At 35.9% G+C, this 13,521-nt stretch carries 15 protein-coding genes; 10 read left to right on the forward strand and 5 right to left on the reverse strand.

The window, feature by feature from the left end; genetic code table 11:
* Nucleotides 1-257: 257 nt before the first annotated feature.
* On the forward strand, nt 258-680 hold the full coding sequence (locus FYJ25_RS11830; protein WP_154581377.1) for a Fur family transcriptional regulator: 423 nt from the start codon (nt 258-260) through the stop codon (nt 678-680).
* A gap of 614 nt (nt 681-1,294) precedes the next feature.
* Here the strand turns inward: FYJ25_RS11830 and FYJ25_RS11835 are convergent.
* Entirely contained in the window at nt 1,295-2,323 is a 1,029-nt protein-coding gene (locus FYJ25_RS11835) for a Gfo/Idh/MocA family protein (RefSeq protein ID WP_021907436.1), read from the reverse strand.
* Nucleotides 2,324-2,410: 87 nt separating this feature from the next.
* Nucleotides 2,411-3,217, reverse strand: a complete 807-nt coding sequence (locus FYJ25_RS11840) for a Cof-type HAD-IIB family hydrolase (RefSeq protein ID WP_154581378.1) — start codon at nt 3,215-3,217, stop codon at nt 2,411-2,413.
* 257 nt (nt 3,218-3,474) lie between these two features.
* Here FYJ25_RS11840 and FYJ25_RS11845 point away from each other — a divergent pair, with 257 nt between their 5' ends.
* Nucleotides 3,475-4,251 (forward strand): DeoR/GlpR family DNA-binding transcription regulator, encoded by a 777-nt coding sequence (locus tag FYJ25_RS11845; protein ID WP_154581379.1) that lies wholly within the window; start codon nt 3,475-3,477, stop codon nt 4,249-4,251.
* A gap of 60 nt (nt 4,252-4,311) precedes the next feature.
* A complete protein-coding gene (locus FYJ25_RS11850; RefSeq protein ID WP_096240357.1) occupies nt 4,312-4,863 on the forward strand; it encodes a flavodoxin family protein in 552 nt (183 codons plus the stop codon).
* Nucleotides 4,864-5,572: 709 nt separating this feature from the next.
* Here the strand turns inward: FYJ25_RS11850 and thrH are convergent.
* Nucleotides 5,573-6,178 carry a bifunctional phosphoserine phosphatase/homoserine phosphotransferase ThrH gene (thrH, locus tag FYJ25_RS11855; protein ID WP_154581380.1) on the reverse strand — a complete coding sequence of 202 codons (606 nt, stop codon included), beginning with the start codon at nt 6,176-6,178 and terminating at the stop codon, nt 5,573-5,575.
* A gap of 337 nt (nt 6,179-6,515) precedes the next feature.
* Between thrH and FYJ25_RS11860 the strand changes: the two genes are divergently transcribed.
* Nucleotides 6,516-7,190, forward strand: a complete 675-nt coding sequence (locus FYJ25_RS11860) for a TVP38/TMEM64 family protein (protein WP_096240355.1) — start codon at nt 6,516-6,518, stop codon at nt 7,188-7,190.
* 19 nt (nt 7,191-7,209) lie between these two features.
* On the forward strand, nt 7,210-7,737 hold the full coding sequence (locus FYJ25_RS11865; protein WP_096240353.1) for a TetR/AcrR family transcriptional regulator: 528 nt from the start codon (nt 7,210-7,212) through the stop codon (nt 7,735-7,737).
* Here the strand turns inward: FYJ25_RS11865 and FYJ25_RS11870 are convergent.
* Both FYJ25_RS11870 and FYJ25_RS11875 read right to left on the reverse strand, forming a co-directional pair.
* Entirely contained in the window at nt 7,721-9,085 is a 1,365-nt protein-coding gene (locus FYJ25_RS11870) for a radical SAM/SPASM domain-containing protein (RefSeq protein WP_096240351.1), read from the reverse strand. The two genes, FYJ25_RS11865 and FYJ25_RS11870, sit on opposite strands and share 17 nt — an antisense overlap.
* A 181-nt stretch (nt 9,086-9,266) precedes the next feature.
* Nucleotides 9,267-9,524 carry a hypothetical protein gene (locus tag FYJ25_RS11875; protein WP_096240350.1) on the reverse strand — a complete coding sequence of 86 codons (258 nt, stop codon included), beginning with the start codon at nt 9,522-9,524 and terminating at the stop codon, nt 9,267-9,269.
* A gap of 152 nt (nt 9,525-9,676) precedes the next feature.
* Between FYJ25_RS11875 and FYJ25_RS11880 the strand changes: the two genes are divergently transcribed.
* The 5 genes from FYJ25_RS11880 (at nt 9,677) to FYJ25_RS15075 (ending at nt 13,403) form a co-directional block, all read left to right on the forward strand.
* Nucleotides 9,677-10,090, forward strand: coding sequence for an EamA family transporter (locus FYJ25_RS11880; RefSeq protein WP_096240348.1), 414 nt, complete (start codon nt 9,677-9,679; stop codon nt 10,088-10,090).
* 309 nt (nt 10,091-10,399) lie between these two features.
* Nucleotides 10,400-11,767 (forward strand): MATE family efflux transporter, encoded by a 1,368-nt coding sequence (locus FYJ25_RS11885; protein WP_154581381.1) that lies wholly within the window; start codon nt 10,400-10,402, stop codon nt 11,765-11,767.
* Nucleotides 11,768-11,780: 13 nt separating this feature from the next.
* Complete coding sequence (locus tag FYJ25_RS11890) at nt 11,781-12,368, forward strand: cytidylate kinase-like family protein (RefSeq protein WP_096240344.1); 588 nt, start codon at nt 11,781-11,783, stop codon at nt 12,366-12,368.
* Between the two features lie 44 nt (nt 12,369-12,412).
* A complete protein-coding gene (locus FYJ25_RS11895; RefSeq protein ID WP_242970701.1) occupies nt 12,413-13,252 on the forward strand; it encodes a sensor histidine kinase in 840 nt (279 codons plus the stop codon).
* Nucleotides 13,253-13,286: 34 nt separating this feature from the next.
* Nucleotides 13,287-13,403, forward strand: a complete 117-nt coding sequence (locus FYJ25_RS15075) for a hypothetical protein (protein ID WP_334293552.1) — start codon at nt 13,287-13,289, stop codon at nt 13,401-13,403.
* Nucleotides 13,404-13,521: the final 118 nt, after the last annotated feature.

Genomic DNA, 13,521 nt, shown 5'->3' on the forward strand with positions numbered 1-13,521 from the left:
CTCTCTTTCTTTCTTGAATAGACAAACTGTTTGTTTTTCAAATAGTTCGTTTGATTTCATTTTTGTTGATTCAACAGTCGGTCAGAAAACTTAACCTTATTTTATGCATAATATAGAAGATTGTCAATTTAATTCATCTTGAATTCTTCTGGTGAACATTGACTAAAAAGAAAAACATGAGTAAAATAAAGATGAAATCATGACTATAAACGATATAGATATCATTGTAAGAACAAAAAAGGAAGTATACATACATTATGAAAGAAAGAAAACCTTACACAACGAAAAACCGATCAGAAATTCTTGATTATCTCAAAAAAAACTGTTCCTCTACAATAAGTGCAGCAGATATAAAAAGGCACCTTGAGGAAAAAGAAATCAGTGTAAATACAACGACCATATATCGTTTTCTTGATAAGCTCTGTGCGGAAAATATCATTATAAAGTATTCGGATGTAAATTCTGATAAAGCAGTTTATCAATATGCAGGAGAACAGGGGCATTGCCGGGAACATCTGCATTTGAAGTGTATAAAATGCGGAAAAGTAATGCATTTAGACTGCGGATTTATGGATGAATTAAGAAAACATATTATGGCAGAGCATCATTTTCAGTTACAATGTAGTGGGGATTTACTTCATGGACTTTGCGAAGAATGTACGAAGAATTCTGATTTGTAGATTTGGTATAGACGAAAAAAGAAAAAATACTATATCCCATCTGCTCTGTAGTCGCTGTGTTTAAGATGCTCATCCGCATCCTAAACACGCTCCCAAGCCGCATCTGGGATATAGTATTTTTTCTTTTTTCTGACTATGCAAACCCACAGTTGGGCAACGTGGAATGTACCAGAAGAATATGACTTTTCAGGGAATTAAATGCTAAAGGATTGACATTCAAATTGTTGTATGTGATTGAATTGTATTTAATCTTCTTTTCTTACAATTCAGCAAAAAGTTCTATATACAGCAGCTGTCTAACCTCATTCTACAAATCAGTTAAAAAATAAGAGGGAGGGGGTTGTCCAGAAATCTACGATTCTTATTCAGATAAAATCTCCAGAAGAAATGCGTCAATCCTTTAGCATTTAATTTCCCGATAATCCTTAACCTTCTGGAGAATCCCCATTCTCACTAACTGTGGATTTAGAGTAGTCAGAAAAAAGAAAGAATACCATATCCCAGATGCGGCTTCGGAACGTATTTAAGATGCGAATGAGCATCTTAAATACAGCGACTACAGAGCAGATGGGATATGGTATTCTTTCTTTTTTCGTCTACACCAAATCTACAAATCAGAATTTGATTCCAGCTTTGCTTCGGGCTTTTTCAAGAATGCTTACTACAGTCACTGATTCTGTTAATAGCTCATATGCAGCCTCATAATCTTTTTCATCAATGATTTTTGCAAAATCTAAAAATTCCTGAGTCATACGGTGGTGCTGTTCTGTTGCAATAAAGTGGTCTGTGATTGTAGCACGAACCATAGCACCAGCAGCATCACGAACCCGTTCTTTTACATTTTCATCAACGTAAGTGGTAGTAAGTTCGGAGGCAATATTTGGTTTGCTGTCTATTTTCATAAAGCCTTGTTCACCTTGAATAGAAACATATCCTGGGCTGTCAGAATCTTTGCTTCCGGTACATACAGCACTGAAACCATCATATACAAGAACCAAAGTTCCAGAAGTATCGATACCATTTGGACCGATGTTTGGATAGTAAGTGACATCTTTCGGTTCACCGAACAATCCAACACAATAATGAATATTGTAAACATTAATATCATAAAGTGCACCGCCATAATATGCAGGGTCAAAAGAGTGTGTGATATCTCCTTCCAAATATGCATCATACCGACTGGAATATTGGGAATAATTGCAAAGAGCCATACGAACAGTACCAAGTTTTTCAACATTTTTCTTCATCTCATAAAATACCTCATTGTGAAGTACCGTTACAGCCTCAAAAATAAACAATTTATTCTCTTCTGCAATTTGTTGTAATTCCTGTGCTTCTTTATAAAATCCAGTAAAAGGCTTTTCAAGGATAACATTTTTTCTGTGAAGAAGAGCCTCCTTTGCATAAGAATAATGTGCACTGTTGATTAGTCCGATATAAACCGTATCTGCTGCAGTTTCAGTAAGTAACTTTTCATAATCGGTATAAACTTCAGCGATATTATACTGCTTTGCAAAAGCCTCTGCTTTTTCTTTACTGTGAGGTCTGGCAAAGATAGCCGTTTTTTCAATTTCTTTTATTGGTTCGATTGCAAATAATGCATCTGCAATGATTTTTCCTGTTCCGATAAATGCAAGTTTCATAGTGTAAATCTCCTTGTGCTTTATTAAAAAAATGTTTTTAAATACACTTTAGTGTATCATAGAATTTCGTCAGTTTATCTCAACGAATTAAATCATTCCTAAATCTTTGAGAGCAACCGGAATTCCATCATGATTATTATCAAGAGTAACTTTTCCAGGGAATGTCTCCCGTATAGCTGCTGGAGCATTTCCCATTAAAACACCGCAACCGGCTGCATAAAGCATTTCTAAATCATTGTAATTATCGCCAAATGCTACGGAACCTTCGGTAGCAATGCCAAAAATCTCGCAGAACTTGCGGATACCTTTGGCTTTATTCATTCCGGCTGGCATAATTTCTAACAGGTAACTTGAGGATTTTACAATGGATAGAGTTGGAAATGCCTCTTTTAAATCTTCTTCAATCTGAAGAATGCACGCAGGGTTGCACATACAGAGAATTTTATTAACGACCGCATCATCCGGCAATAAAGCGACAGTTCCTTCTACGCTTTCTACTTCCACAACACTTTCTTCATGGAGAATACGAGCATCGGTTCTGTCACTTGTAATCCAGTTCTTTCCGGAATAGATGCCCCATGCGAGATCGAAATTCTTTTCTGTCATAAATTCGATAACAGTAGCTGCTGTCTGTCTGCTCATACCTTCATTTGAAAGAATCCGGCCGTTCATATCCTCAATCCATGCACCTCCACATGCCACGATCGGACATTGGAAATGATGTTTTTTTAAAATGGGATAAATGCAGGAAGCACTTCGGGAAGAAATAATAACAAAAGGAATATTTTTCTTCTGAAGAGAAGCAATCGCTTCAATGGTAGCAGTAGATACGATATGTTCCGATGTTAACAGTGTTCCGTCAATGTCGCTAAAAACAGCTTTATATGTTCTCATATGGGGTGTCTCCTTTAATAAAATTAGTCATGTCTTTCTGACGAGACTAGAATATCATTAAAAGAAACATAAGTAAACGTTTGAATATGTTTTATTTGCTTGAAAACATAGCAAAAAATGTTTGATAAAACATTTTAGTGGAGATATAATAAAAAAGGACGTTTAAACAGCAATATTAAATCAATACAAGGAAATATACTTTAACAAAATACATAATTTCGGAAATGATATTTATATTTGAAAGGAATAAATAACAGATGGAATATAAAAAAGAATTATCTGGAGTAAAGAGAAGAGAACGAATTATCAATGAACTTCGGGAACATGGAGAAGTTACCGTAAAAATCTTATCTGAACAATTTGGTGTATCCGAAATGACAATCCGAAGAGATTTGCATTTGTTAGAAGAACAGGGATATGCGACCATTCATTATGGCGGGGCAGCACTTTTAGATAGACAAAATATAGGCTGTCAGAGCTTTTCTTTGAGAAAGGGTAAAGAATCAGAAAATAAAAGAAAAATCGCAAGAAAAGCGGCATCCTTTATAAAAGAAGGGGATGTACTTTTTATGGATACCAGTACAACTGTACTTGAGATTCTTACTTATATGCCAGCATTTCGAGTGAAAATCATTACTAATTCAGTACCTGTAATGGAAACTGTTTACCGAGATGAAAACATTGATCTCTACATGGCACCAGGTTTGTATCGTTCTGTAGGAGGACCACTTGATTATACAACTGCAGAATATTTGTCCCGTTTTCATTATAATAAAGCTTTTTTTGGTTCAAACAGCTATGATCCGATATTTGGTGCATCTGCAGCAGAAGAAATTGAAGCAGCCGTAAAAAAATGTGTACTTGAGAATTCAGACGAGAATTATCTTTTAATTGACCATTCGAAAATGGGAAAAAGAAGTTTTGTAAAGTATGCTGATACAGTAGATTATACAGACATTTTATCCGATGAAGAATTAGATATTGATTGGAGAACAAAAATCATTCAAAATGGAGGAAGTTTAATATTGTGTTAAGTTGTAATTTGCTTCCATCATTTTATAGTGTTATAATACTATTATAAAGGAGGAATTTAAATGGGTAAAAAAGTATTGATTATTACGGGAAGTCCAAGACAAAAGGGTAACACAAACGCTTTGGCAACTGCATTTGCAAGCGGAGCTGTAGCAGCAGGGAATGAAGTAGAAGTTTTTGATGCTGCTACTGCAAATTTACATGGTTGTTCCGGGGACAAGAGCTGTGAACAGCGTGGTTATTGCGGTCAGAAAGACGATGGGGTACAAATGAATGAACTCATGCGTCAGGCAGATGTTCTTGTATTGGTATCTCCAATTTACTGGAGTGGATTTACATCACAGATAAAGAGAGCTATTGACCGTTTTTATCAGTTCAGTTTTCCAAAAGGTAGAGAAACGTTACATATCAAAGAATTATATTTGATTGCGGCATCAGCCAATCCAGATCCAGCAATGTTTAATGATGTTGTTCATGCTTATGAACAGCTTTGTGAGTTACTGCATTTTGATAAAGGAGGAACACTTCTTTGTCCTGGTCTTGCCGGAGAAGATGATCTCGAAGACCATAAAGAATTTTTAGAAAATGCAATAAAAATGGGCTTTACTATTTAATTCATTAGGGAACAGAGGAAAATAAAAATACTAGACCATCGCAACTGTAAAGATATCACTGCGTAGAAAATGCCTGTTCGGCATTTTTACTTGTTCCCACATTACATTTGCGATGGTCTAGTATTTTTATTTTCTGTTTGTTGGCTTCACGTGAATGAATTCAATAGTCTTTGAGAAGGATAAGAGGGGAGAAGTCAGAAGACTACTGCTACCCAGAAAGTATGCCTGCCCGCATTTTTACTTGCTCTCACATTATACAGTTGCGATGCTCTTTCCACTATGCTGACTTTTTTAAGTTTCACTGATGATAAGATGATACTGCAAGCTATCGCTGTACATGATACATTTATCATTATATTGTCGCAATATATTGTTTTTATCAATGCATGTCATACGTTGCATGATGCACATCTCGTAGCAAGATAACTCTAAAGGTGATTACTTTATTTTTTGTAAAATGATAAGCCCTTTTTCTTTTCTACTCGTTATAGAAAGAAAATAATCGTCTGGACGATATATCTTCCGAGCAAGTAGAAGACTTCTGACTTCTCCCCCTTATCCTGCCAAAAAACAGAAAAAAGAAATAATACCATATCCCAGATGCGGCTTCGGAGCGTGTTTAAGATGCGGATGAGCATCTTAAACACAGCGACTACAGAGCAGATGGGATATGGTATTATTTCTTTTTTCGTCTGTTTCCCCTAATGAATCAAATAGTAATCACCTTTTTGATTGCATCATAAAGTTCATCATATGTTTCATAAGCAGGAATTTTAGGATATTCTGCTTTGATGGCATCCGTACTCTTAAATAAGAATCCTGCCTTGCTTGCCTGAATCATACCAAGGTCATTGTGACTGTCTCCGCTGGCGATCGTATCATAACCGATAGACTGAAGAGCTTTAACAGTAGTATACTTGGATTTTTCACAACGCATTTTGAAATCAACGATTTCTCCGTTATCTGCTACAACAAGAGAGTTGCAAAAGATAGTAGGGTAACCGAGTTTCTTCATGAGTGGTCCTGCAAATTGGGAGAAAGTATCGCTGAGGATAATAACCTGTGTCAGCTCTTTTAATTTATCTAAGAATTCTTTCGCTCCCGGGATTGGGTCAATCTTTGCTATTGTTTCCTGAATTTCTTTTAAACCAAGTCCATGTTCTTTTAAAATGTTAAGACGATACTTCATTAATTTATCATAATCCGGTTCGTCTCGTGTTGTTCTTTTTAATTCAGGGATTCCGGTTTCTTCTGCAAATGCGATCCAGATTTCTGGTACTAATACACCTTCTAAGTCTAAACAAACGATTTCCATGCTGCCTCCATTTCCGATACGATATTAATGTAGTATAAATAATACCGTTTCTTAGCTTTTTAGTAATATTCAGATTCCATTATAGTAGGAAATTCAAAAAATCGCTATAAAAATTTTTATTTTTTTATCTTTTATAAAATTAGACAAAATGAGAAGTGTGCATAAAAACTGGATATTTATAGAATAATTGACTCTTTTCTGTGATACAAATATTTGTTAGCATTAAAAAATATGGAAACAAAATGAGTTCTAGTTTGTATTTTAAAAGAAAGATAGCCGTTGTTTGTTCATACTACAGGAGAAAGAAGTTCTGCTATGGAAAAGGAAAGGAGTTATTATGGAAAAGAAAGAATATATAAAGATGTTGATACCGGCTTTTGCCATTGGTATAATTATAGTTATACTTGTTGTGGCTATGAGAAATACAGAGGGAGCACTATCTGTAAAAACGGTTTTAAAATATACACCGGAAAATACATGTCTTGCGATGGCAGTACTTTTTTTGTTTTTTGCTTTAAAAAGTCTTACAGTAATCTTACCACTGTCAGCACTTTATCTGGCAAGTGGTATTTTGTTTTCGCCGTTCAGGGCACTGTTTGTTAGTACCGTTGGTCTTGCTATTACACTTACGATTCCATATCTGATTGGATATTTTAGTGGGAAAAAAGTTGTGCGGAGCATTCAGGAAAGGTATCCAAAGACACAAAAAATTATGGAATATCAAAAGGAAAATACTTTTTTTTCCTGTTTTATTACAAGAATAGTAGGTGTTTTGCCAGGAGATATTGTCAGTTTGTATTTTGGAGCCTGTAATACAAGATATGATATTTATTTGATTGCAGGTATTGCAGGTTCTTTGTTGAGTATTGTAACAACAACGATTTTAGGAGAAAAAATAAGTCATCCGTTTTCTATTGGATTTTTTGTGGTATTATTGTGTAGAGTGCTGGTATCAGCCGGTTCGATTTTTATAAATTACACTTTAAATAAAAGAAAAGAGGAAGATTTTTAAAATATAATAAGGAGACAAGATGAAGCGCACAAAAGAATTACTTACAGATACATTTTGGGAACTTTTAGAGGAGAAGGCCTATAGCAAGATTACGGTAAATGATATCGTAAATCGATGTGATGTGAATAGAAATACCTTCTATTATCATTTTCAGGATATCCCATCCTTGATGATTAATTCTATTGAAAAATGGGCGGATGGGATTATAAAAGAATATGCAATATCAGAGAAATCAGTGAATTGTCTTTCCTATATGGCACAGGAGTGTACAAAAAGAAAAAAGGCAATGCTTCATTTATTTCGTTCTGTTGAAAAAGAAAAACTTTTATCCAATATGAACGAGATAGCATATCACATCATCTGTACTTATGCGAATGAGATGAAGGAAAAAAGAAACATTTCAGAGCAGGACAAAGAAACACTTATACAATGTTATAAGTGTTTCTTTGTTGGCAGCCTCCTCGAATGGTTAGAAAGGGATGCGACCTTCGATTTAGGGAAATTTTATGAGGATGCCTATAGGATGCTCTCTAATTTAAGGAAATAGATGACGTTTTTCTTTTTTTGTTTTCCTGCCAGAGTTTATCTGCGGAAACTTTCCAATGCTTTGCATAGTTATCGCATTTAGCACAAAGATGCTCTGCACTTTCCGGTGATTGTAGATCAGTGGAATGTGCGCCAGACTCATTTACCATTGCCCGAAGTTTTTGAGGGTTTTCAAGCATTGGACAAGGACGGAGCATATTTTCATTAAATGGCTGATTTGCATGATATGCCATTAACATAGGAGAGCGGAGTGCCTGTAGTAGTGTTTTTTCACGAATATTAGAATCTGAATAATGGATAAATACACAAGGATCAATGTCTCCGTTGGCATTAATATGTAAATAGCGGCGGCCACCCGCAATACATCCCCCGACATACTCCGCATCATTTTGAAAATCCATTGCAAATAATGGTTTTGTGGCACGATATTTACGGATTTTTTCATAAACACCAATACGCTGCTCTGGCGTAGGAAGAAGCTGCGGTGCGGCATCGTTTCCAACAGGCATATAGTGAAAGTACCATACGAAATATGCACCGAGGTCGATCAGAGAATCATAGAATTCCTCCGAAGTGATCGAGTTATAGTTTGCACTCGTATAACAGCAGGATATTCCATAAATAAGCTTTTTCTTTCGGAGAAGTTCCATTGCGTGGATTACTTTTTGATATACGCCATTTCCGCGCCGGTCATCTGTTGCTTCTTCAAATCCTTCCAGCGAAATAGCAGGGACTAAATTGCCTACACGAAGCATTTCATTTGCAAAATATTCATCGATTAAAGTAGCATTCGTGAAGCACAGGAAAACACAGTCTGAATGTTTTTCACATAATTTAATTAAATCTTTCTTTCGGACAAGAGGTTCACCACCGGTATAAATGTACATATATACCCCTAGTTCTTTGCCCTGGCATATAATATCATCAATCTCATCATAAGTCAGATTTAATTTATGCCCATATTCAGCGGCCCAGCATCCTGTACAGTGCAGATTACAGGCAGAAGTTGGATCAAGAAGAATTGCCCAAGGAATATTACAATTATACTTTTGGCGTAATTTTTCTTCTTTTGGCCAGCCTGTTAAAGCTGCGTTGATGAAAAAATTAACTGCCAGTGTTTTTGTCACGTGAGGATCAACATCTTTAAAGAGTTTTCGGATATATGAGTAATAGGGATGTTCCGGATTCTCTATCGCTTCGCGAATCATTTCCCTCTGAAAAGGGAATTGACCTTGAGAAAATTTATCAGCCCAGTCCATTATCTTATTCATATTTTTGTCCGGATCTTTGTAAATATAGTTAAAGGTCTGCTCAATTCCAAGTTTTTTTAAAGTATTTGCTGCATTCATCTTAACTTCCTCCTTATGTTCCGTATTTTTTAGCCGGAAGCGATTTAACACTATTTTATTTCATATCATTTTTATGAACAATGGACAAAATAAATGACAATATCCAAAAAATGGACAAGGCAGTGATAAATGTCTAACATTAGAGAAAAAATGAACAAAAAGAGAAGGCATTCCTGTACTTTTAAGCATCAAAATCTGTCTGATAGATTCCCTCAGGAGTGCGTATTGTTAAGAGTCCAAGATTAAATCCGTCGTCTTGAATGGTAATATGGTATTCCAAAATGACATCTTCTTCAAATTTTGATAGAAGTAAATAGGTTCCGTTTTCTTTGTCTTCAATCTGGTCACAAATATCATTATAGACATCTCTCCCGGAGATTTCTTTTGGGTAACCAGATTCCTTTATTTTTTCTTCGATTGCTTTGTAGAGTTTATTCATGTTTGTCTCACTTTCCTGTATATATTTTTTGAGTATTATAGCATAAGGGAAAACAAAAAAGATACTGTTCTTCACTATATAGTTTGAAAATGAATAAAAAATGATGTATTATTAAAAAAGTATAAAAAGCAGATATGGCAGGAGGGGAACATATGTGGTTTATATTTGCATTATTATCGGCAGTCTTTGCTGCCCTAACTTCCATTTTGGCGAAAGTAGGAATCAATGGAGTTAATTCAAATCTGGCAACGGCAATCAGAACAGTTGTTGTTGTTATTATGGCATGGGGAATGGTTTTTCTGACGAATGCGCAAAATGGTCTTTTCGGAATCAGCAGAAAAAGCTGGTTGTTTTTGATTTTATCGGGGTTAGCAACAGGTGCTTCCTGGTTATGTTATTATAAGGCATTACAGATTGGTGAAGCATCTAAGGTTGTTCCAATTGATAAATTGAGTGTGGTTATTACGTTGATATTGGCGTTTATATTTTTACATGAAACATTTACGACAAAATCATTGATCGGATGCATTTTAATTGGAGTCGGAACACTGATAATGGTTTTGTGATTTCAAAAAGAATGGTAAGGAAGCCGTATGCTAGAGAACCATCAACTCGAATAAAATATTGCGATGCCGATAAGGCATTTACGATAAAGGTACTTGAAGAATAAAAAATTTTTGTTTGACTTTTTAAAAAACAGGAAATATAATTATAACAAACGAGTAGCAAGTAAGCGTAAATCCAGTTTACCAGCTGCTCGTTTTTTTGTTAAAAACTAATATTGCGTAAAAAAGTGTGTAGCCTGTCAGCGTAAGTCCAGCTTATATGACAAGGCACACACTTTTTTTGTGCAAAAAGAGAGGAGCTAAAACAAAATGGCAGAAAGTAACAAGATGAAAGATATGTCAGTGAATAAGCTGATGATCCAGATGGGAATTCCAATGATCCTATCTATGGCATTGCAGGCGGTCTATAACATTGTAGACAGTGCATTTGTAGGAAATATGAGAGTAGGCAGTGAAGCGGCATTAAATGCACTGACGCTCGTATTCCCGGTGCAGATGCTTATGGTTGCGGTGGGAATCGGAACAGGTGTAGGAACCAATGCACTTCTTGCAAGGACACTCGGACAGGGAAACAGCAAAAAAGTTGCAAAGGTAGCAGGAAACAGCTTGTTTCTTGGTGTGATTATTTATGTGGTTTGTTTCTTGTTTGGTATCTTTGGGGTAAAAGCATATATTTCATCGCAGACAGTAGATACAGAAGTGCTTGAGATGGGAGTCAGCTATTTGAGGATATGCTGCGTGATTTCTTTTGGTATTATCTTCTTTTCATTATTTGAAAAGTTATTGCAGGCAACAGGTCGTTCTCTTTATTCTACAATCGGACAGGTGGTTGGTGCAGTTGTAAATATTATTCTTGATCCAATTATGATCTATGGTATCGGTCCGGTTCCGGAAATGGGTGTAAAAGGTGCAGCTTATGCAACGGTAATTGGTCAGGTAGCATCCGCAGTGTTACTGTTCATTTTTCATATGAAATTGAATAAAGAATTTGAACATGATACGAAATATATGAAGCCGGATACTGGTATTATAAAAGAAATTTATGCAATTGGACTTCCAGCAATTATTGCTCAGGCTCTGATGTCTATTATGGTTTATGTAATGAATCTGATTTTGAAGTTCAATCCGTCAGCGCAGACAGCCTATGGGTTATTTTATAAAGTTCAGCAGTTTGTTCTCTTCCTTGCGTTTGGTCTGCGAGATGCGATTACCCCAATCATTGCATTTGCTTATGGAATGAGAAGTAAAAAAAGAATTCAGGATGGAATCAAATATGGACTTCTCTATACGATTGTATTAATGATTTTGGGAATTGCAATTACAGAGATTTTCCCTGGAGCTTTTGCAACGCTCTTTAATGCAGGACAGTCAAGAGAATATTTTATCAGTGCGATGAGAGTGATTTCTATTAGTTTTCTGTTTGCGGGAATTAATGTTGCTTATCAGGGAATTTATCAGGCGCTGGATGGTGGTATAGAATCATTGGTTATTTCACTTCTAAGACAGCTTATTATCATTCTGCCACTGGCAGGAGTCTTTTCTTTATTTGTCAGAAATGGTCAGATGGGAATCTCCCTGATCTGGTGGGCGTTTCCGATTACCGAAGTCATTGCATGTCTGGCAGGATATGTATTTTTAAAGAAAATCAGAAAAAATAAGGTCGATGTTTTAAATTAAGGAGGAACTGGAAATGGCAAAAAGAATTATTACAATCAGCAGAGAATTTGGAAGCGGTGGACGTTTTATCGGGGAAGAAGTTGCAAAAAAACTTGGAATTACTTACTATGATAAAAATATCATTAGTGAGATTGCAGAAAAGTCTGGTTTATCACCAGAATATATTCAGGAAAGCGCAGAGCTATCTCCCAAAAAAGGATTATTTGCCTATGCACTTGCCGGACGTGATATTACAGGAAAATCCGTTGAGGATATGGTATATGAGGCACAGAGAAAGGTTATATTGGAATTGGCAGAAAAAGAGTCTTGTGTAATTATTGGACGAAATGCAGATTTTATCCTAAGAGATTGGAACGATGTATTGAATGTATTTATTCATGGGGATATGCCGGAAAAAATACAACGTATCATGGACTTACATAATGTAGAAGAGAAGGAAGCTGTCAAAATGATGGCAGACACAGATAAAAGACGTATGACAAATTATAACTTTTATACGGATCAAAAATGGGGAAAAGCCAGCAATTACACGTTGTGCCTGAACAGTTCACAGCTTGGATATGACAGATGTGAAGCGATAATTATGGAGTGTGTGAAGTAAAGCACTGTTTTTTTCTTATCATTATAATATAGAACAGAGAGAAGATGGTTGTCGTTAGCCATCTTTTTTCTTTTTGGGGACCATACCAGTTAAAGCAGGGAGGAACAGGAGCACTGCTTTTTAATCCAGTTTATCAGGATAATAATTCAGACAAAAGGGAGTTCTGGGGATTTGTGATTCTGGTGATTGACTGGAATCGTTTCATTGATGAAATAAATCTTGATTATTTAAGTGATGCAGATTTCAGCTACAGAATCTGGACATATGATAGAAACGGCAACGACAGGATTATTCTGGCAAAAAGTCAGGATGATATGCCGGACAACATCCTGACAGTAGAATGTACAGTTCCCAATAATACATGGTATTTTGACATTATCCCTTCAAAGGGATGGAGTTCACGTTCTTACTGGATTATGTGTATTGTCGTTTCTTACGTATTCTCATTATTGGTTGCTACAGTATTTTATTTGATATTCAGCAAAAAACACAGGGAAAGACAATATGAATCAGAACTGAAAAAATCTGCTGAACAGGCGAAAAATGCCAGCGAAGCAAAAACAAGATTTCTATTCAATATGAGCCACGATATCCGAACTCCGATGAATGCAATTGTGGGTTTTTCCGGTTTATTAGAGAAGAATCTGCAGAGTGAAAAAAAGGCAAAAGAATATCTGGAAAAGATACAGTCTTCCAGTAATCTTCTGCTGATGATCATCAATCAGATTTTGGAAATGTCCAGGATTGAAAGCGGTACAGCGGTATTGCAATTAAAAGCCGAGGATATGGATGCATTATTTCACAGGGTAAATACAGTGTTTGAAGAGGATATCAGAAAGAAGAATCTGCAGTATCATGCCGATTTAGATATAAGACATCATTAATGTTGTCTGTGATCAGACAAAGTTACAGGAGATCATGCTGAATCTTATCAGCAATGCTATAAAGTATACCCCAGAGGGACATTCAATCCATGTAGAAATACATGAGGCCGCATCAGAGAATCCTTCAAAGATACATTATATTTTTTCATAAATAAAATCCTTTCGTTTGCCATAGGCGGAAACCCACTACCTTTAGGTGGTGGGAGGAGCCTTGTAAATCTTTAATCGTTAACCCTGATTCTCAATATATTTTTGTATAGTGGCTGAAG

Source organism: Anaerobutyricum soehngenii, from assembly GCF_009697165.1.
Taxonomy (GTDB): Bacteria; Bacillota; Clostridia; order Lachnospirales; family Lachnospiraceae; genus Anaerobutyricum; species Anaerobutyricum soehngenii.

Bases quoted from the DNA above. Each gene is read 5' to 3' on its own strand.
- FYJ25_RS11885 (WP_154581381.1), top strand. From the start codon at position 10,400: ATGGCAGAAAGTAACAAGATGAAAGATATGTCAGTGAATAAGCTGATG.
- FYJ25_RS11865 (WP_096240353.1), top strand. From the start codon at position 7,210: ATGAAGCGCACAAAAGAATTACTTACAGATACATTTTGGGAACTTTTA.
- thrH (WP_154581380.1), bottom strand. From the start codon at position 6,178: ATGGAAATCGTTTGTTTAGACTTAGAAGGTGTATTAGTACCAGAAATC.
- FYJ25_RS11830 (WP_154581377.1), top strand. From the start codon at position 258: ATGAAAGAAAGAAAACCTTACACAACGAAAAACCGATCAGAAATTCTT.
- FYJ25_RS11850 (WP_096240357.1), top strand. From the start codon at position 4,312: ATGGGTAAAAAAGTATTGATTATTACGGGAAGTCCAAGACAAAAGGGT.
- FYJ25_RS11870 (WP_096240351.1), bottom strand. From the start codon at position 9,085: ATGAATGCAGCAAATACTTTAAAAAAACTTGGAATTGAGCAGACCTTT.
- FYJ25_RS11835 (WP_021907436.1), bottom strand. From the start codon at position 2,323: ATGAAACTTGCATTTATCGGAACAGGAAAAATCATTGCAGATGCATTA.
- FYJ25_RS11890 (WP_096240344.1), top strand. From the start codon at position 11,781: ATGGCAAAAAGAATTATTACAATCAGCAGAGAATTTGGAAGCGGTGGA.
- FYJ25_RS11895 (WP_242970701.1), top strand. From the start codon at position 12,413: ATGGTTGTCGTTAGCCATCTTTTTTCTTTTTGGGGACCATACCAGTTA.
- FYJ25_RS11875 (WP_096240350.1), bottom strand. From the start codon at position 9,524: ATGAATAAACTCTACAAAGCAATCGAAGAAAAAATAAAGGAATCTGGT.
- FYJ25_RS15075 (WP_334293552.1), top strand. From the start codon at position 13,287: ATGCTGAATCTTATCAGCAATGCTATAAAGTATACCCCAGAGGGACAT.
- FYJ25_RS11845 (WP_154581379.1), top strand. From the start codon at position 3,475: ATGGAATATAAAAAAGAATTATCTGGAGTAAAGAGAAGAGAACGAATT.
- FYJ25_RS11840 (WP_154581378.1), bottom strand. From the start codon at position 3,217: ATGAGAACATATAAAGCTGTTTTTAGCGACATTGACGGAACACTGTTA.
- FYJ25_RS11860 (WP_096240355.1), top strand. From the start codon at position 6,516: ATGGAAAAGAAAGAATATATAAAGATGTTGATACCGGCTTTTGCCATT.
- FYJ25_RS11880 (WP_096240348.1), top strand. From the start codon at position 9,677: ATGTGGTTTATATTTGCATTATTATCGGCAGTCTTTGCTGCCCTAACT.